Here is a 19,909-nt window from a genome sequence, read left to right as displayed (position 1 = left end):
AGCAGGAGACCACCGAGGGCAAACTGCGCCGCTATCTGCGGCGCACGGCCGGCGACCTGGAGGCCGTCAGCGCACGGCTGCGGGAGACCGAGTACCGGGCCGGCGAGCCGATCGCGGTCGTCGGCATGGGCTGCCGGTTCCCCGGCGGCGTCGACTCGCCCGATGACCTCTGGGAGCTGATCGCCGCCGACGGCGACGCCGTCTCGGGCCCGCCCGCCGACCGGGGCTGGGACACCGCCGCCCCCGGCGTACGCACCGGCGGATTCCTGCACGACGCCGCCGGCTTCGACGCGGACTTCTTCGGCATCTCGCCGCGCGAGGCCCTCGCGATGGACCCGCAGCAGCGGCTCCTCCTTGAGGTCGCCTGGGAAGCCCTGGAGCGCGCGGGTTTCGACCCCGCGTCGCTGGCCGGCACCGCCACCGGGGTCTTCGCCGGGGTCGGCGCCGTCGACTACGGGCCGCGCCCCGACGAGGCGTCACCGGACGTCCTCGGCTACCTGGGCACCGGCACGGCGTCCAGCGTGGCCTCCGGCCGGGTGGCGTACACGCTGGGCCTCGAAGGTCCGGCCCTGACCGTGGACACCGCCTGCTCCTCGTCGCTCACCGCCACCCATCTCGCCATGCAGTCGCTGCGCCGCGGGGAGTGCACCACCGCGCTGGCGGGCGGCGTCACCGTCATGAGCACCCCCGGCGCGTTCACCGAGTTCCACAGCCAGGGCGGGCTCGCCGCGGACGGCCGGTGCAAGCCCTTCGCCGAGGCCGCCGACGGCTTCGCCCTGGCCGAGGGCGCCGGCCTCCTCGTCCTGCAACGGCTCTCCACGGCGCAGCGGGAGGGGCGCCGGGTGCTCGCCGTGCTGCGCGGCTCGGCGGTCAACCAGGACGGCGCCAGCAACGGTCTCACCGCGCCCAACGGCCCGGCCCAGCAGCGGGTGATCCGGCAGGCGCTCGACGACGCCGGGCTCGGCCCGGCCGACATCGACTACGTCGAGGCGCACGGCACCGGAACCACCCTCGGCGACCCCATCGAGGCCCACGCCCTGCTGGCCTCCTACGGCGCCGGACGGCCCGCGGACGCCCCGCTGTGGATCGGCTCGGTGAAGGCCAACATCGGCCACACGCAGGCCGCCGCCGGCGCCGCGGGCCTGATCAAGACGGTGCTCGCCCTGCGGCACGGCCGGCTGCCCCGCCTCCTCCACCTCGACGCGCCCTCGTCGCGGATCGACTGGGAGACGGGCGCCGTCGCCCCGCTCGGCGAGAGCAGGTCCTGGCCGCGCTCCCCCCGGACGCGCCGCGCGGGAGTCTCCTCGTTCGGCATCAGCGGCACCAACGCGCACGTCCTCGTGGAGGAGGCACCGGAGATCGAACCGGCCCCGGAGAGCCGGGGGAGCGGCCCGTACCCGCTGCTCCTGTCCGCCAGGACCGAGGACGCCCTGCGCGACCAGGCCGCCCGTCTTGCCGCCCATCTGGAGCGGCCCGGCACCGCCCCGCTGCCGGACACCGCCCACACCCTCGCCACCCGGCGCACCGCGTTCGCGCACCGCGCCGTCGTCGTCGGTGACCGTGACGACGCCCTCGCCGCCCTGCGCGCCGTGGCGGCGCAGGAGCCGCACGCGCACGCCGTCACCGGCACGGCCGGGTCCGGCCGCAAGGTCGCGATGGTCTTCCCCGGGCAGGGTTCGCAGTGGGCGGGGATGGCCGCCGAACTGCTCGCCACCGAACCGGAGTTCGCCCGCTCCATGCGGGAGTGCGAGCAGGCGCTCGCCCCTTACGTCGACTGGTCGCTGACCGAGGTGATCGCCGGCGGCGCACCCCTGGAGCGGGTGGACGTCGTGCAGCCCGCGCTCTTCGCGGTGATGGTGTCGCTGGCCGCGCTCTGGCGCTCGTACGGTGTCGAACCGGCCGCGGTGATCGGGCACTCCCAGGGGGAGATCGCCGCCGCCTGCGTCGCCGGCGCCCTCTCCCTGGAGGACGCGGCGCAGGTGGTCGCCGTGCGCGCCAAGGCGCTGCGCTCCCTCGCCGGCACCGGCTCCATGGTCTCCCTGGCCCGCACCGAGGCGCAGGCCGAGGCGCTGCTCGCCCCCTACGGCGGCGCCCTGACGATCGCCTCGGTCAACGGCCCCGGCGCCGTCGTGGTGGCCGGCCCCCGCGCCGAACTGGACGCGCTGCTCGCCGTCTGCGCGGCCGACGGCGTCCGCGCCCGGAACATCCCGGTGGACTACGCCTCCCACTCGCCCATGGTCGAGCCGCTGCGCGAGGAACTGACGGCGGCCCTCTCCGGCGTCGTGGCCAGGTCCGCACCCGTGCCCCTGTACTCCACGACCACCGGCGAGCCGATCGACACCGCGCTCATGGGCGCCGAGTACTGGTACCGGAACCTGCGCGAACAGGTGCGCTTCGAGACGGGTACGCGCCTGCTGGCGGAGGCGGGTTTCGACGCCTTCATCGAGGTCAGCCCGCAACCCGTCCTCACCCCCGGCATCGAGGCGACGGTGGAGGCGATCGGCGCCGACGCCGCGGTCCTGAGCACCCTGCGACGCGACGCGGGCGGCACCGACCGTTTCCTGGCGGCGCTCGCCGAGGCCCATGTGCGAGGCGTACGCGTCGACTGGCGGCCCGCGCTGCCGTCCGGCACGGCGGCCGAACTCCCCTGCTACCCCTTCCAGCACCGCCCGTTCTGGCACACCGCGCCCGGCCACCGCGCCGGACCCGCCGACGCGGGGCGGCGCTACCGCATCCAGTGGCGGGACGCCGTGTGGGACGCGGCCCCCCTCCCCGGCCACTACCTGCTCGTGACGGGGCGTCACGTCCCGGACGCCTGGCACGACATGACGCGCCGGGCCCTCGAACGCGCCGGGGCCACGGTCACCGCGGTCGACTGCGGCGGACAGGAACGCGCCACGGCGGCGGCGGCCCTGCGCGCGGCCGTGACCGGCGCGGTGCCGACGGCGGTGATCTCGCTGGTCGCCCTGTTCGCCGCCGAGGACGGACCCGCTGCCTCGCACCTGCCGGCCTGGCGGACCCTGACCGTCGCCCAGGCACTGGGCGACGCCGGCATCGAGGCACCCTTGTGGGCGCTGACCTCGCGCGCCGTCGCCGTGTCCGAGGAGGACGGCGAACCCGACCCCGCGCAGACGGCCGTCAGCGGCCTCGGCCGGGTCATCGGCCTCGAACACCCCACGCGCTGGGGCGGTTCGGTCGACCTGCCCGCGCCGGACGAGGACCTCGGCACCCGGCTGACGGCGGTCCTGGCCGGGCCCCGCGACGAGGACCAGGTGGCGCTCCGCGCGAGTGGGGCCAAGGTCCCCCGGCTCGTGCCCGCCCCGGCCGACACTCCGCACGACACCCCGGCCGGTGCCCCCGTACGGCCGCCGCTCGGCACGGTCCTGGTCACCGGCGGCACCGGCGGCATCGGCGCCCAGGTCGCCCGCCGCCTCGCGCGCGCGGGCGCCGGGCATCTCGTCCTCGCCGGCCGCAGCGGCCCCGACGCCCCGGGCGCCGACGAACTGGCCGCCGACATCCGCGAGTCGGGCGCCGGGGTCACCCTCGCGGCCTGCGACGTCACCGACCGGGACGCGCTGGCCGGACTGATCGCCGCCGAACGGGCGGCGGGCCGCTCCGTCGACGCCGTCTTCCACACGGCAGGGGTCCCCCAGTCCACGCCGCTGGAGAGCATCACCGAGGAGGAGTTCGCACACGTCACCGCCGCCAAGACCATCGGAACGGCACACCTCGACGCGCTCTGCCCGGACGCCGGCACGTTCGTCCTGTTCGCGTCGAACGCCGGGGTGTGGGGCGCGGCCCGGGCAGGCGCCTACGCGGCGGCCAACGCCTTCCTCGACGGCTTCGCGCAGCGGCGCCGGCACCGCGGACTGCCCGCGGTCTCCGTCGCGTGGGGGCTGTGGGACGGGCCGGGCATGGCCGGCGGCGCGGGCCAGGAGTTCTTGCGCGGCCAGGGCGTACGGCCGATGGCGCCCGAGGACGCCCTCGCCGAACTGGACACCTGCCTGGCCCGCGACGAGGTCTGCGTCTCCGTCGCCGACCTCGACAGGCCCGCGTTCCTCGACCTCATGGGCGCCGCACGGCACCGGCCGCTCTTCGACGAGCTCGCACCCGCCGCCACCCCGGCCGGCGGGACGGTGGACGACGCGCCCCAGGGCCGCTCCCGGCTGCACGAGAAACTGCTGCCGCTGTCGGCCAAGGAGCGCCGCGACCAGCTGCTGCGCCTGGTGCGGGCCGAGGCCGCCGCGGTGCTCGGGCACGCCGACGCCAAGGCCGTCGACCCGGACCGGGCCTTCCGGGACGCCGGGTTCGACTCGATGACCGCGGTGCAGCTGCGCAACCGGCTCACCGCGGCGACCGGACTGCGCGAGGCGTCCACCCTCGTCTTCGACCGGCCCACGGTGACCGCTCTCGCCGACTATCTGCTCGACCGGCTGTTCGGCCCGGAACAGCCCCCGGCCGGTACGCCGGACCCGCGTCCGGCGGCCGTCGCCGGGGTCGCCGAGGCCGCCGGGGACGACCCGGTCGCGATCGTGGGCATGGCCTGCCGGTTCCCCGGCGGCGTCGACACCCCCGAGGAACTGTGGGAGTTCATCTCCGCCGGCGGCGACGCCGTCTCGGAGCTGCCCACCGACCGCGGCTGGGACCTCGACCGGCTGGGCGACACCGCCGCCGACGGCACGGCCGGACCCCGCTACGGCAACTTCCTCGACGCCGCCGGTGACTTCGATCCGGCGTTCTTCGGGATCTCGCCGCGCGAGGCGCTGGCGATGGACCCGCAGCAGCGCCAGGTCCTTGAGGTCGCCTGGGAGGCGATGGAGAACTCCGGCATCGACCCGCGCACCTTGCGGGCCAGCGCCACCGGCGTCTTCCTGGGCGCCGCCTACCAGGGCTACGGCCACGGGGTCGAGCTCCCCGAGAACAGCGAGGGCTACCTCCTCACCGGCGGCTCCCCTGCCGTCACGTCGGGGCGGGTGGCGTATGTGCTGGGTCTTGAGGGTCCGGCGCTGACGGTGGACACGGCGTGTTCGTCGTCGTTGGTGGCGTTGCATCTGGCGGCGCGGTCGTTGCGGGACGGTGAGTCGTCGCTCGCGGTGGCGGGTGGTGTGTCGGTGATGGCGGGTCCTGAAGTGTTCACGGAGTTCGCCCGGCAGGGCGCGCTCGCCGCCGACGGACGGTGCAAGGCGTACTCCGACGACGCCGACGGCTTCGGTTTCGCCGAAGGCGTGGGTCTGGTGGTGCTGGAGCGGCTCTCGGACGCCCGGCGCAACGGGCACCAGGTCCTGGCCGTCCTGCGGGGGAGCGCGGTGAACCAGGACGGCGCGTCCAACGGCCTCTCCGCGCCCAGTGGCCCGGCACAGCAGCGGGTGGTCCGTCAGGCCCTCGCCTCGGGCGGCCTCTCCCCGGCGGATGTGGATGTGGTGGAGGGGCATGGCACGGGCACGGTGCTGGGTGATCCGATCGAGGCGCAGGCGTTGCTGGCGACGTACGGGCGTGACCGGGATCCTCAACGGCCTTTGTGGCTGGGGTCGTTGAAGTCGAATATCGGGCATGCGCAGGCGGCGGCGGGTGTGGCGGGTGTGATCAAGATGGTGTTGGCGTTGCGTCATGGGGTGCTTCCGGCGACGTTGCATGCGCAGGAGCCGTCGTCGCATGTGGAGTGGGCTTCGGGTGGGGTGGAGGTGTTGCGGCGGGCGCGGGGGTGGCCGCGGGTTGCGGGGCGTGTGCGTCGTGCGGGGGTGTCGGCGTTCGGGGTGAGTGGGACGAACGCGCATGTGATCGTGGAGGAGCCGCCTGCCGGGGTCGTGCCGGAGGCGGGTGCGGGTTCGGTGGGGGTGCTGGAGGCGGCGGGTGTGGTGCCGTTGGTGCTTTCCGCACGCACGGAGACCGCCCTCACCGCCCAAGCCGAGCGCCTGGCCCCGCTGTTGACGGGCGCGGACGCGCTGGAGCGCGTAGGCCGCTCGCTCGCCACCGGCCGCACCCACCACGAGAAACGCGCCGTCGTCCTGGCCGAGGACCACGGGACCGCCCAGGACCTCCTGGCGCGGCTCCGGGAAGGGCTGCCCGCTCCCGGCCTCCTCACGGGTGTCGGTGGTGGGGGGCGCCGGGTGGTGTGGGTGTTCCCGGGTCAGGGTTCGCAGTGGGTGGGGATGGGCCGGGGTCTGCTCGGTGTGCCGGTGTTCGCGGACGCGTTGGCGGAGTGTGATGCGGCGCTGGCGGAGGTGGCGGGGTTCTCGGTGGTGGATGTGGTGCGGGGGGTGGAGGGGGCGCCGTCGCTGGAGCGCGTCGAGGTGGTCCAGCCGGTGTTGTTCGCGGTGATGGTGTCGCTGGCGCGGCTGTGGCGGGCGTGCGGGGTGGAGCCGGACGCTGTGGTCGGGCACTCCCAGGGTGAGATCGCGGCGGCGTGTGTCGCGGGCGCCCTGTCGTTGCCGGACGCGGCGCGTGTGGTGGCCCTGCGGGCCCGCGCCCTCGCCGAACTCGCCGGCGCGGGCGGCATGACCTCCGTAGCACTGTCCGAGGAGCGGGTCCGGGAACTGATCGCCGACCGGTCCGGGCGCATCGGTGTCGCCGCGGTCAACTCCCCGGCCTCGGTCGTGGTGGCCGGCGACCCAGAGGCGCTGACCGCGTTCGAGGAACGCTGCGCCGCGGACGGCGTACGGGCCCGGCGCATCCCCGTCGACTACGCCTCGCACTCGCCCCACATGGAGCGGGTCAGGGAGCGTGTCCTCACCGACCTCGCGGACGTGACCGCGCGGCCGTCCACGACACCGCTCTACTCCACGCTGCGCGGCGCACGCTGCGACACCGAAACCATGGACGCCGCGTACTGGTACGACAACCTCCGCTCCCCGGTCCGCTTCGACGCGGCGGTCGGCGCCGCCCTCGCCGACGGCTACGACACCTTCGTCGAGGTGAGCCCGCACCCCGTGCTGACCACCAGCGTCCAGGAGACCGCCGAACGCTCCGGCAGCGAGGCGCTGGTCCTCGGCAGCCTCCACCGCGACACGGGCGAACGGCACTTCGTCCGCGAACTCGGCCGCGCCCACGCGGGCGGCATACCCGTCGACTGGCGGGCCGTCCTCCCCGCCACGGACCCCGTCGAACTGCCCAACTACCCCTTCGAGCACCAGCGTTACTGGCTGGCGCCCGAGATACCCGACCGGGTGGCGGAGTGGCGCCACCGCATCGTATGGCGCCCCTTCTCCCCGGCCGCGGGACAGCTCACCGGCAGATACCTCGTCGTCGGCTCCGGCGCCGACCCGCGGCAGGACGCCGTGGCCCGTGCCGTCGAGGAAGCCGGCGCCTCGGTCCTGCGGCTCACGACCGACGCCGTGGCGGCAGGACGGGACGGGCTCACGCGCGAACTGCGGGAGCTGCCGGAGGCGGCGCCGGACATCACGGCGGTGCTCTCCCTCCAGGCACTGGAGACGGCCGGGGCGACGCGGACGGCAGCGGCGGCCGACAGCGACGACCTGCGGCCCGTCACCGCCGGCCTCACCCTCCACCAGGCGCTCGGCGACGCGGGCATCGACGCGCCCCTGTGGCTGGTGACGAGCGAGGCCGTGGCCGTCGGGGAGGCGGACCCGGCCGACCCCGCCCAGGCCATGGTCTGGGGCCTCGGACGCGTGATGGGCCTGGAGGCCCCCGCCCGCTGGGGCGGCCTGCTCGACCTGCCCGCCCGGCCCACCGGAGCCGTGCTGCGCCGGCTCACCGACTGCCTCGCGGGCGCGGGCGACGAGGACCAGATCGCGCTGCGCGAGAGCGGCTGCCACGTCCGGCGGCTCGTCAAGGCCCCGCCCGCACCCGGCGCGCCCCCGTGGCGGCCGGCCGGCACGGCGCTGATCACGGGCGGCACTGGTGTCCTCGGCGGCCACGTCGCCCGGCACCTCGCCCGCACCGGGACGGACCATCTGGTGCTGGTCGGCAGGTCGGCCGGGCAGGCCCCGCACCACACGGAGCTCGCGGCGGAGCTGACCGCCCTCGGCGCCCGGGTGACCTTCGCGGCCTGCGACGTCACCGACCGCGGCCGGCTGACGGAACTGGTCACTGGACTGACGGAACAGGGCGACCCGATCCGTACGGTGATGCACCTGGCCGGTGTCCCCGACGGCCGGGCCCTGGCCGGCCTCGACCCGGCCGAACTGGCGCGCGTGACCCGGGTGAAGACGGCCGGCGCCCGGCTCCTGGACGAACTCTGCCCCGACGCCGAGACGTTCGTGCTCTTCTCCTCCAACGCGGGGGTCTGGGGCAGCGGCCTGCTCGGCGCCTACGCCGCGGGCAACGCCCACCTCGACGCCCTCGCGCACCGGCGCCGGGCCCGGGGCAAGGCCGCCACCAGCGTCGCCTGGGGGGCCTGGGCCGACGGCGGGATGGCCGACGCGGACCTGCCAGGACTGATCCGGCGCGGGCTGCGCCCGATGGCCCCCGACAAGGCGCTGCGCGCCCTCCAACAGGCCCTGGACCAGCGGGACGTCACCGTGTCGGTCGCCGACGTGGACTGGGACCGGTTCGCCGTCGGCTTCACCGCCGCCCGGCCGCGCCCGCTCGTCGAGGAGCTGCCCACCACCGCCCGGCAGACCCCCGCCGCGCCCGCCGCGGACGGGCCGGGGCCCGGCCCCACCTGGCGCGAACGGCTCTCCGGGCTCTCCGACGACGAGGCGGAGGCGACGCTCGCCGCCTGGGTCCGCGCGCAGGTCGCGGCCGTACTCGGGCACCCCAACCCGGACGCGGTCGCCCCCCGGCAGCCCTTCACCGAGCTGGGGTTCGACTCCCTGACGGCGGTGGGGCTGCGCAACCGGCTCCAGGAGGCCACCGGCCTCGCCCTGCCCACCACCCTGGTCTTCGACCACCCCTCCGTCACCGACGTCGCCGCCCACCTGCGGCCCCTGCTCACGTCCGGGATCCCGCACACCCCGGCCGCCGACGGGGGCGGCATGCTGCGCACCCTCTACGAGCGGTCCGTACGGGAAGGGCGGTTCGACTCCTACCTGGAGCTGCTCGGCGAACTCGCGGGCCACCGCGACCGGTTCGAGGGCCCCGACGACCTCGCCGCCCCGCTCGGCCTCGTGGAGCTGGCGGCGGGCCCCGGGGAGGTCCGGGTGATCTGCTGCGCCGGTACGGCGCCGGTGGCGGGGCCGCACGAGTTCCTCCGGATCGCCGCCGCCCTCAAGGGCAGGCTGCCGGTGTCCGCGCTGCCCCAGCCCGGCTACGAGGCGGGGGAGCGGTTGCCCGCGTCTCTGGCTGCGGTCCTCGGGGTCCAGGCGGACGCCGTCCTCAAGTCGGCGGACGGTCCGTTCGTGCTCGTCGGCCACTCCGCGGGCGCCCTGATGGCGTACGCGCTGGGCGCCGAACTCGCCGACCGGGGCCGCCCGCCGCGGGGCATCGTCCTGATCGACGTCTATCCGCCCGGACAGCAGCAGACGGTGCAGGGCTGGCTCGGTGAGCTGACCGCCACGATGTTCGGCCGCGACGGCGTGCGGGTGGACGACACCCGGCTCACCGCCCTGGGCGCCTACCACCGCTTCACCCGTGCCTGGCAGCCCCGGGACCTGGCCGTACCGACGCTGCTCGTCCGCGCCACCGAACCGCTGGGGCAGTGGCCCGAGGACGGGTCCTGGCAGGCCACCTGGCCGTTCCCGCACGACCGCGCGGACGTGCCGGGCAACCACTTCTCGATGGTGCAGGAGCACGCCGAAGCCGTCGCCGACCGCATTCACACATGGACAGGGAACCTGGCATGACAACCACAGACCGCGGCCGGCTCGGCAGCCGGCTCCAGATGGCCCGCGGCTGGTACTGGGCCTTCGGCGTGAACGGCGACCCGTACGCGATGCTCCTGTGCGGACAGGACGACACACCGGGCCGCTGGTACGAACGGATCCGCTCGGCGTCCGACGGCCTCTTCCGCGGCCGCTCCGGCGCCTGGGTCGTGACCCGGTACGCCGCCGCCGCCCAGGTGCTGCGGAGCCCGGGGTTCACCCGGGACGCGGGCGAGGCGGCCGCCGACTGGGCGCGGCCGTTCCTCGGCGTACGGTCCGCCGCGGGCCCACCACCCGCCGACGTCAATGAACTGGCCCTGGAGTACAGGGAGTTGCTGGGGCAGGCGGGGGCGCGCTTCGACCTGATGCGGGACCTGGCGCGCGAGATACCGCTGCGCCGTGCGACCGCGCACCTCGGCGCCCGGGGCGCGGACGCCCCGGCCGTCGCCGGCCTGCTGCGGTCGAGCGCCACGGCCCTGGACGCCCGGCTGACCCCGCAGACCCTCGCGGTGACCGAACAGACCGTGGCCGCGCTGGCCGCTCTGCGCCGACAGACGGGAGCGGACGGCGTGTCGGCGAGCGCCGGCTGCGAGATGGCGGCCAACACGGTGGCCAACGCCGTGCTCGCCACCCTCCGCACCCCGGGCCTCGCCGGCCGCCTCGCCGACGACCCGGACCTGGCGGACCGCATCGTGGCCGAGACCCTGCGCACCGCGCCCCCGGCCCACCTGGAGGTCCGCCACGCCACCGCCGGACAGACGGTCGAGGGGACACCGATCGCCGCGGGCGACGAGGTGGTGGTGGCCGTCGCGGCGGCCAACCGCGATCCGCGGGTGTTCACCCAGCCCGACCGGTTCGACGTGGACCGTGCCGCGGAGCCCCCGGCCCTGACCTCCGGAGTCGGCCACCCGGACGGGCTCGACGAGTTCGCCGCCCTGCACGCGGGCGCCGCGCTGCGCGCCCTCGCCCGGGCGCTGCCCGGCGCGGCCCTGACGGGCCCCGTGGTCCACCGCCGCCGTTCGCCCGTACTGCGGGGCATCAGCCGGTGCCCGGTCGAGATCTGAGGACTGCCGATGAAGATCGTCTTTTCCGCCATGACGAGCAAGACCCACTTCTACCCGCTGGTGCCGCTCGCCTGGGCCTGCCGCGCGGCCGGACACGAGGTCCGGGTCGTCGGGTCCCCGGGGCTGACCGAGATCACCACCGCGGCCGGGCTGACGGCGGTGCCCGTGGGCCAGGACGTGGACCTCGTCGGGCACATGAGCGCCGTCGGCGAGGACATGATCAAGTACGTGCGGTCCCTGGACTTCGCCGACGACACCCTGGCGAACGCGGGCTGGGACCATCTCCTGGGCATGCAGACCGCGTTGACGCCCAACCTCTTCGCCCTGATGACCCCCGACTCACTGATCGACGGCATGGTCGAGTTCTGCCGCACCTGGCAGCCGGACCTGCTGATATGGGAGCCGCTGACCTTCGCCGCCCCGATCGCGGCCAAGGTGACCGGCGCGGCCCACGCCCGGCTGCTGTGGGGCCCCGACATCACCACGAAGTCCCGCCGCGCCTTCCTGGACCTGCTCGGCCGGCAGGAGCCCGAACACCGCGAGGACCCCTTCGCCGAGTGGATCGAGTGGACCCTCGGCCGCCACGGGGTGCGCCCGGGGCCCGAGTTCGACGAGGAGATGGCCGTCGGCCAGTGGACCATCGACCCGGTGCCGCCCAGCATGCGCCTCGACCTGGGCCTGCCGACCGTGGGCATGCGCTACGTCGACTACAACGGCCCCGCCGTCGTACCGGACTGGCTGCAGAAGCCGCCGGCCGGGCGCCGGGTGTGCCTCACGCTCGGCGTCGGCGGCCGCGACAGCGGCGTGGAGGCCATCGCCACCGACGAGATGCTGGAGGCCGTCGCCGACATCGACGCCGAGTTCGTCGCCACGCTCGACGCCCACCAGCTGGAATCGGTCGCACGCGTCCCCGACAACGTCCGCACCGTCGACTTCGTGCCGATGCACGCCCTGCTGCCCACCTGCGACGCGATCGCCCACCACGGCGGCCCCGGCACCTGGCACACCGCGGCGGTCCACGGCGTGCCCCAGGTGCTGCTGCCCCACGGATGGGACACGGACGAACGGGGCCGGCTCGCCGCGGAGGCGGGCATGGCCGTGTCCCTGCCGGTCGGGGAGCTGACCGTCGACCGGTTCCGGGAAAGTGTCGTCCGTGTTCTGGAGGACCCCGCATTCCGTGACGGCGCCGCGAAGGTACGCGACGAGATCCTGTCCGAACCGGCGCCGACCGAAGTCGTCCGGGTGCTGGAGCGGATGACCGCGGAGCACCGGGCGTGAAGCGCCTTCGTAACTCGCTAGTGCGCAGCTTGAGTTGGGGACGAGGCGCCTTGTCGGGCGCACGATGATCTCGCTAGCGTCGCCGCCGTCGCACTTTCTTGGCTACGGAGACGCCATGTCGGGGAGAGGGAAATGAAACGACGAATATGGGTGCCCTCCGTATTTCTGACGGTTCTGGCACTGCTGAATCTGGGCGCCTCACCGGCGTCGTCCAGCCGTACGGAAAGCCGGGTCGACCGGCTCGTCGGGCAGATGACACTGGACGAGAAGCTCTCGTTCGTGCACTGGGACTACTCCACCACGGACCCGACGGCGCTGGTCTATCTGCCGGGCGTGCCCCGCCTGGGCATCCCGGAGATACGCGCCACCGATGGGCCCGCGGGCGCGACGATCCACCGGCCGTCGATCGCGATGCCCGCCCCCGTCAGCCTCGCCTCCTCCTTCGACGAGGGGCTCGCCAAGAAGTACGGACAGGTCCTGGGCCGTGAGGGCCGCGCGTTCGGGGTGGACGTGATCTACGCCCCGATGGTCAACAGCATCCGGGTGCCGCAGGCCGGGCGGAACTTCGAGACGTTCAGCGAGGACCCGCTCCTCACCGGGCGCACGGCCGCCGCCGAGGTCAAGGGCATCCAGAGCCAGGGCCTGATGGCGACGGTCAAGCACTACGCCGCCAACACCCAGGAGAACAACCGCATGGGTGTCGACGTCAAGGTGGACGAACGCACCTTGCAGGAGACGGAGATCCCCGGCTTCGAGGCCGCCGTCAAGGCCGGCGCCGCCTCGGTGATGTGCGCCTACCCCAAGGTCAACGGCGAACCGGCCTGCGGCAACGGGCACCTCCTGAACGACATCCTCCGCGAGCAGCTGGACTTCCAGGGCTGGGTCACCTCCGACTGGCTGGCCACCCAGAGCACGGACGCCATCACCAAGGGGCTCGACCAGGAACTGGGCATCGACTCGACGGCCGCCATCCCGCCCGGCGGCGAGGTCCCCGGCGGCAAGTACTTCGGTGACACGCTCAAGAAGGCCGTCACCGACGGCACCGTGCCCGTGGCCGTCCTCGACCGCGCGGTGGGCCGGATCGTCGGACAGATGGAGCGCATCGGCCTCCTCGCCGAGAACCCGGCGCCGCGGCCCGAACGCGATGTCGCGGGCGGCACCGCGGTGGCCGAGAAGGTCGCCGAGTCCGGCGCCGTCCTGCTGCGCAACCAGGACGGGATCCTGCCGCTCGACGCGGCCACGACCGACGACCTCGCGGTGATCGGCCCGACGGCCAAGGACCCCAAGGTGACCGGCCTCGGCAGCTCCTACATCGTCCCCGACATGGCGACGCCGCCGCTGGAGACCATCACCGGCAAGCTCGGCGCCGGCGCGCACGTCTCCTACGCCGAGGGCGAGATCCTGGAGGGCGAGCCGATCCCGGCGTCCGCCCTGGAACCCGACTTCACCGCGGGCACCGTTCTTGACCCCGCCGAGAGCGGTGTCATCTACGACGGCAAGCTGACGGTGGACAAGGACGGCCTGTACCGCATCGCCGCCCGCGTCACCGGCGGCAACGGCGCCATCCAGATCGACGACGGCGCCCCGATCAGCGTCGGCGAGGTGTTCGGCAAGCTCACCAGCGTCCCGCTGGAGCTGACCGCCGGCACGCACACCGTCAAGATCAGCGGTGGCGCGGTCGTCGGCAAGCCGATGACCCTCGACCTGCGCTGGGTGACCCCGGCCACGGCGCGGGCGGCGATCGACCAGGCCGTCGCCACCGCCCGTACGGCCTCGACCGCCGTGGTCTTCGCCTACGACGACGGCGCGGAGGGCAGCGACCGCGCTTCCCTCTCCCTGCCCGGCCGCCAGGACGAGCTGATCAAGGCCGTCACGGCCGTCAACCCCCGCACGATCGTCGTTCTGAACACCGGGTCGTCCCTCACGATGCCCTGGCTCGACGGGACCCGGGCCGTGCTCGACATGTGGTACCCGGGACAGGCCGGCGCGCAGGCCACCGCCGACCTGCTGTTCGGCGACGCCGAACCGGGCGGCCGGCTCACCCAGACCTTCCCCGCCTCCGAGCGGGCGACCCCGGTCGCGGGCGACCCCGAGCGCTACCCCGGCGTCGACAACGTCGTGCGGCAGACCGAAGGCATCTACACCGGCTACCGGTGGTACGACCACGAGGGCGTCGAACCGCTCTTCCCGTTCGGCCACGGCCTGTCCTACACGTCCTTCGCCTACGAGAACCAGACCGTGCGGCGCACCGCCGACGGCCTCGACGTCGACGTGACGGTGCGCAACACCGGCGATCGGGCGGGCAGCGACGTGGTCCAGGTCTACCTCGGCCCCAGCCCCGAACTCCCGCTCGACCAGGCGGAGAAGGCGCTGGCCGGCTACCAGAAGGTCGGACTGAAGGCCGGCGAGTCCCGCCGCGTCCGCATCCACGTGGCCGAACGCGCCCTCCAGTACTGGGACACGGCCGCGGACGGCTGGAAACTCGCCGGCGGCGAGCGCCGCGTCCTCGTCGCCTCCTCCTCGGACGACGTCCGGCTCGCCGCGAGCGTCCGGGCCGACCGCCCTGCCAAGGGGAAGCGGCGGTGACAGGCGGCGACGGCCAGGACCCGCAGCCGTACGTCCGGCTCGGCCGCCTCGCCACCCGGGTGAGCCGGCTGTGGCTCGGCACCGTCAACTTCAGCGGCCGCGTCGACGACGACGACGCCCTGAGGCTGATGGACGAGGCGCTCGACCGCGGCATCAACTGCCTGGACACCGCCGACATCTACGGCTGGCGGGTGCACAAGGGACACACCGAGGAACTGGTCGGCCGCTGGCTCGCCCAGGGCGGCGGCCGCCGGGACCGCACCGTGCTCGCCACCAAGGTCGGCGGCGAGATGAGCGAGCGGGTCAACGACGGCGGCCTCTCCGCCCGGCACATCGTCACCGCCTGCGAAGAGTCCCTGCGCCGCCTCGGCGTGGAGCGCATCGACCTGTACCAGATGCACCACATCGACCGCGCCGCGCCCTGGGACGAGGTGTGGCAGGCCATGGACCACCTGGTGAGCAGCGGCAAGGTCTGCTACGTCGGCTCCTCCAACTTCGCTGGCTGGCACATCAGCGAGGCGCAGGCGAGCGCCCACCGCCGCAACTCGCTCGGCCTCGCCTCCGAGCAGTGCCTCTACAACCTGGCGGCCCGCCACGCCGAACTGGAGGTCCTGCCGGCCGCCCGCCACCACGGCCTGGCGACCCTCGCCTGGTCACCGCTGCACGGCGGCCTCCTCAGCGGCGTACTCGCCAAACTGGACTCCGGCACCGCCGTCAAGTCCGCGCAGGGACGCGCCCAGTCGCTCCTGCCCTCGCTGCGCCCCGCCGTCGAGGAGTACGAGGCGTACTGCCGCCGCATCGGCCACCACCCCGCGGAGGTCGGCCTCTCCTGGGTGCTCTCCCGGCCGGGCGTCACCGGCGCCGTCATCGGACCGCGCACCGTCGAGCACCTCGACTCGGCGCTGCGCGCCACCCGCCTGCGCCTCGACGACGACCAGCTCGCCGCGCTCGACCGGATCTTCCCGCCGGTCGGCCGGGGCGGCCCGGGGCCCGAGGCCTGGGCCGCCTGACGCCCACCACCGGTTCCCATCACCACGACCAAGACGCGACCACGAAACGAAGGACGGACCGTATGACTTCCGGAGCGCAGGCGAACGTGGACAAGGCCGAGGAGACGGTCGAGGAGAAGGTCGTCGACTTCTACGACAACTTCACCGAGACGTTCAGGGACATCTGGGGCGACAACCTGCACGTCGGCTACTGGCACGACGACGCCGACGACGCTCCCATCGAGAAGGCCACCGACCAGCTCACCGACCAGCTGATCGCGCGCCTCGCACCCCGGGCCGGGCAGCGCATCCTGGACGTGGGCTGCGGCGTCGGACAGCCGGCCTTCCGGCTCGCCGGCGCGGCCGACGTCGAGGTCGTCGGCGTCTCCATCAGCTCGTACCAGGTCGGCCGGGCCGGCGAGCGGGCGCGCGAGCGGGGCCTCGCGGACCGGGTCGGCTTCCAGCACGCCGACGCGGCCGAACTCCCCTTCCCCGACGCCTCGTTCGACGGCGCCTGGGCCTTCGAGTCGCTGATCCACATGCCGGACAAGGAGAAGGTCCTGCGCGAGATCAAGCGCGTGCTGCGCCCGGGTTCGACCCTCGTCCTCGCCGACATGTTCAGCCAGCCCGACACCGAGCTGACGTTCCAGGACATCATCACCAGCCCGCAGATGGACGACTACCGGGACGTCATCGGCCGGGCCGGACTCGTCGTCAGGGAGTTCACCGACATCACGGCCAACACCCTCGCCCCCCAGGCGGTCCGCGACGACATCGCCGCCGCCCTGCTGGCACGCAAGGACGACGTCATCCGGATGACCGGCCCCGAGGAGTTCGAGCGGATGGTGGACGGCGTGCGCGTCCCCACGTCGTACGGCTACCTCCTCGCCACGGTCACCACGGACTGAAACGGGCAGACGATGATCATCACTCAGTGCCGCGTCTGCGGCAATCGCGAACTGCTTCCGGTGCTCGACCTGGGCGACCAGGCGCTGACCTGCGTCTTCCCCAAGAGCCCCGACGAGAAGGTGCCCTCGGTCCCGCTGGAGCTGGTGAAGTGCTCGCCGGCCGGCTGCGGCCTGCTGCAACTGCGGCACACCCCCGACCTCGCGCTGATGTACGGCGAGGGCTACGGCTACCGCCCGGGCATCCGGCCGTTCATGGTCGAGCACCTGCGCGGCAAGGCCGTCGCCGCCGCCGAACTGACCGGCCTCACGGCGGGCGACATCGTCGTCGACATCGGCAGCAACGACGGCACGCTGCTGCACCAGTACCCCGTCGAGGGGCTGCGCCTGGTCGGCATCGACCCCTCGGGCGAGAAGTTCCGCGAGCACTACCCGCCCGCCGAACTCGTCGCCGAGTTCTTCACCCGCGACGCCTTCACCGACCGCTACGGCAAGCAGCGTGCCAAGGTCGTCACGACGACCGGCATGTTCTACGACCTCCCGGACCCGCTGCGGTTCATGCGGGACATCCACGCCATCCTCGACGACGACGGCGTCTGGATGACCGAGCAGAGCTATATGCCGGCCATGCTCGACGCCAACGCCTACGACGTCGTGTGCCACGAACACCTGGAGTACTACGGGTTCCAGCAGATCGAGTGGATGGCCGAGCAGGTGGGCTTCACCGTGCTGAAGGCCGAGGTCACCGACGTCTACGGCGGCAGCCTCTACGTCACCCTCGCCAAGAACCCCGGCCGCCACCCCCGCGACGAGGGCTCCCTGGTCGCGCTGCGCGAGCGCGAGGCCGCGGCGGGCCTGGACACCATGGCCCCCTACGAGGCGTTCGCCCGCCGGGTGCGCCAGCAGCGCGCCGATCTGCGGGGGTTCCTCGACGACTCCCGCGCGGCCGGCCTGCTCACCCTCGGGTACGGCGCGTCGACCAAGGGCAACGTGACCCTGCAGTACTGCGGCATCGGCCCCGATGACCTGCCCTGCATCGGCGAGGTCAGCGAGGAGAAGGCCGGCCGCTTCACCCCCGGCACCGGCATCCCGATCGTCTCCGAGGAGGAGGCCAGGTCCCGCCGCCCCGACCAGCTCCTCGTCCTGCCCTGGATCCACCGCGACGGCTTCGTCGAGCGCGAGCAGGCGTACCTGAAGGGCGGCGGCAAGCTCGTCTTCCCCATGCCCACGCTCACCACCGTGACCGCCTGAGCGGGCACCCGCCACGCCGTCGCCCACCTCTCCGGTCACACCTTTGGTCACACCTACGAGGGAGAAGGACCCCCCGTGTCGATCGACACCACGACCGCCGTCCCCAGCCTGGACAGCGACCTCTTCCACATCGACCAGTACGAGACCTACGCCGCGCTGCGCGAGCAGGGCCCGGTCAGCAAGGTCAGCTTCATCGGCCGGGAGGCGTACCTGATCACCCGTCACGCCGAGGCCAAGGCCGCCCTCGGTGACCTGCGGCTGAGCAACGACCAGAAGAAGCAGCCGCCCGAGGTGGAGCTGCCGACCTTCCACGGCATCCCCGAGGACGTGCGGCCCTACTTCGCCAACAACATGGGCAGCAACGACCCGCCGGCCCACACCCGGCTGCGGGGGCTCGTCTCCCGGGAGTTCACCGCGCGCCGCGTGGAGTCGATGCGCACCCGCATCGAGGAGCTCGCCGAGCACCTGCTCGACGGCCTCACCGGAGAGGACGAGGCCGACCTCGTCCAGCGCTACGCCTACCCGCTGCCGATCACCGTGATCAGCGAGCTGCTCGGCGTCGAGGAGCGCTACCAGGGCGACTTCGGCCGCTGGAGCAACGAGTTCCTGGTCATCGACGCCGACCACGTCGAGCAGCGCGAGCACGCGGCCCGCGCCCTGGTCGGCTTCATCCTCGACCTGATCGACCGCCGCCGCGCCGACCCCGGCCCCGACCTCCTCTCGGCCCTGATCGGCGTGCACGAGGAGGACCAGGACCGGCTCAGCGACGACGAACTCGCCTCCGTGGTCCTGATCCTGCTCATCGCGGGCTTCGAGACCTCCGTCAGCCTCATCTCCATGGCCACCTACCTGCTCCTCACCCACCCCGAGGAACTCGCCACGGTCCGCCGCGACCCGGCGGCCCTGCCGAACGCCGTGGACGAGGCCCTGCGCTTCCTCGGCCCCGCCGAGATCACCACGCGCGGCTCGCTGGAGGACGTCGAGATCGGCGGGGTCCACATCCCCGCGCACAGCACCGTGCTCATCGCGGGCGCCGCCGCCAACCGGGACCCCCGCAAGTTCCCCGACCCCGAGCGGTTCGACGTCACCCGCGACACCACCGGGCACCTGTCCTTCGGCCACGGCATCCACTTCTGCGTCGGCGGCCCGCTGGCCCGCCTGGAGGGCGAGATCGCGCTCCGTGCCCTGCTGCGACGCTTCCCCCGCCTCGCCCTGGCGATCGAGCCGCGGCAGGTGAGCTGGCGCCGGTCCTTCCTGCGCGGCATCGACAGCCTCCCCGTGAGGCTGGGCCGGTGATCTCGCGTGCCCCCCTGGCCGAGACCTGGCTGCGGCGGTTCGGACCGCCCGCCGAGGCGGCGCTGCGGCTCGTCTGCTTTCCGCACGCCGGGGGTGGCGCGAGCAGCTTCCACGCATTCGCCCGCGCCCTGGACCCGCGGGTCGAGGTGGTGGCGGTGCAGTACCCGGGGCGGCAGGACCGGCGGCACGAACCGCCGCTGTCACGGCTGAGCGAGCTGGCCGACCGGATCGCCGAGGCCCTGCTCCAGGCGCCCGAGGGTCCGCCGTACGCCCTGTTCGGCCACAGCTTCGGGGCGCTCGTCGGCTACGAGACGGCCCGGCGCCTGGACCGGGCCGGCGCCACCCCGCACCGGCTGTTCGTCTCCGCCCGCTGCGCGCCCACGGCAGGCGAGGGCCCGACCGACCGGCTGGCCGACGACGCCGCGCTGCTGGCCGAGGTCCGCGGGCTCGGCGGCGGGGACGCGCTCGACGACCCCGAGGTGCAGGCCCTGGCGCTGCCCGCGCTGCGCGCCGACTACCGGGCCCTGCGCTCCTACACCTGGCAGGACGGGCCCGGCCTGCGCTGCCCGGTCACCGCCATGGCCGGTACCGACGACCCCCTGTGCGCGCCCGGCCGGATGCCGGACTGGCTGCGCCTCTCGGTCGTCCCCGGGCGTACGCGGGTCTTCACCGGGGGCCACTTCTATCTTCAGGACCGCGTCACCGAGGTGGCCCGGGCCGTCCTGGCGGATCTCGGACTCCGGGCGCCGCACGCCGCCGCGGCCCACGCGACCGCCATGTGA

At 74.1% G+C, this 19,909-nt stretch carries 8 protein-coding genes and 1 pseudogene; all 9 read left to right on the top strand.

Annotated elements, in window-relative coordinates; genetic code table 11:
- Window positions 1–14: 14 nt before the first annotated feature.
- Window positions 15–9,740: pseudogene (locus tag ACZ45E_RS20360) on the top strand (SDR family NAD(P)-dependent oxidoreductase); the annotation flags it as partial.
- Complete coding sequence (locus ACZ45E_RS20355; RefSeq protein ID WP_468222421.1) at window positions 9,737–10,822, top strand: cytochrome P450; 1,086 nt, start codon at window positions 9,737–9,739, stop codon at window positions 10,820–10,822. The pseudogene ACZ45E_RS20360 and the gene ACZ45E_RS20355, both read left to right, overlap by 4 nt.
- 9 nt (window positions 10,823–10,831) lie before the next feature.
- On the top strand, window positions 10,832–12,100 hold the full coding sequence (locus ACZ45E_RS20350) for an activator-dependent family glycosyltransferase (RefSeq protein ID WP_468222419.1): 1,269 nt from the start codon (window positions 10,832–10,834) through the stop codon (window positions 12,098–12,100).
- A 132-nt stretch (window positions 12,101–12,232) separates the two neighbouring features.
- Window positions 12,233–14,686 carry a beta-glucosidase gene (locus ACZ45E_RS20345; protein ID WP_468222417.1) on the top strand — a complete coding sequence of 818 codons (2,454 nt, stop codon included), beginning with the start codon at window positions 12,233–12,235 and terminating at the stop codon, window positions 14,684–14,686.
- Window positions 14,683–15,696, top strand: a complete 1,014-nt coding sequence (locus ACZ45E_RS20340; RefSeq protein ID WP_468222416.1) for an aldo/keto reductase — start codon at window positions 14,683–14,685, stop codon at window positions 15,694–15,696. The genes ACZ45E_RS20345 and ACZ45E_RS20340 overlap by 4 nt, the downstream gene beginning before the upstream one ends.
- A 62-nt stretch (window positions 15,697–15,758) precedes the next feature.
- On the top strand, window positions 15,759–16,583 hold the full coding sequence (locus ACZ45E_RS20335) for a methyltransferase domain-containing protein (protein WP_468222414.1): 825 nt from the start codon (window positions 15,759–15,761) through the stop codon (window positions 16,581–16,583).
- A gap of 12 nt (window positions 16,584–16,595) precedes the next feature.
- The gene (locus tag ACZ45E_RS20330; protein ID WP_468222412.1) at window positions 16,596–17,831 is read left to right on the top strand and encodes a class I SAM-dependent methyltransferase; all 1,236 of its coding nucleotides are present in this window, start codon (window positions 16,596–16,598) and stop codon (window positions 17,829–17,831) included.
- 75 nt (window positions 17,832–17,906) lie between these two features.
- Window positions 17,907–19,127 carry a cytochrome P450 family protein gene (locus ACZ45E_RS20325; protein ID WP_468222411.1) on the top strand — a complete coding sequence of 407 codons (1,221 nt, stop codon included), beginning with the start codon at window positions 17,907–17,909 and terminating at the stop codon, window positions 19,125–19,127.
- Window positions 19,124–19,909 (top strand): thioesterase II family protein, encoded by a 786-nt coding sequence (locus ACZ45E_RS20320; RefSeq protein ID WP_468222410.1) that lies wholly within the window; start codon window positions 19,124–19,126, stop codon window positions 19,907–19,909. Before ACZ45E_RS20325 ends, ACZ45E_RS20320 begins: the two co-directional genes overlap by 4 nt.

The organism is Streptomyces sp. NPDC030991 (assembly GCF_055571235.1).
Note: the sequence above shows the minus strand (reverse complement) of the source record. Positions and strands in the feature narration are given on the sequence as shown.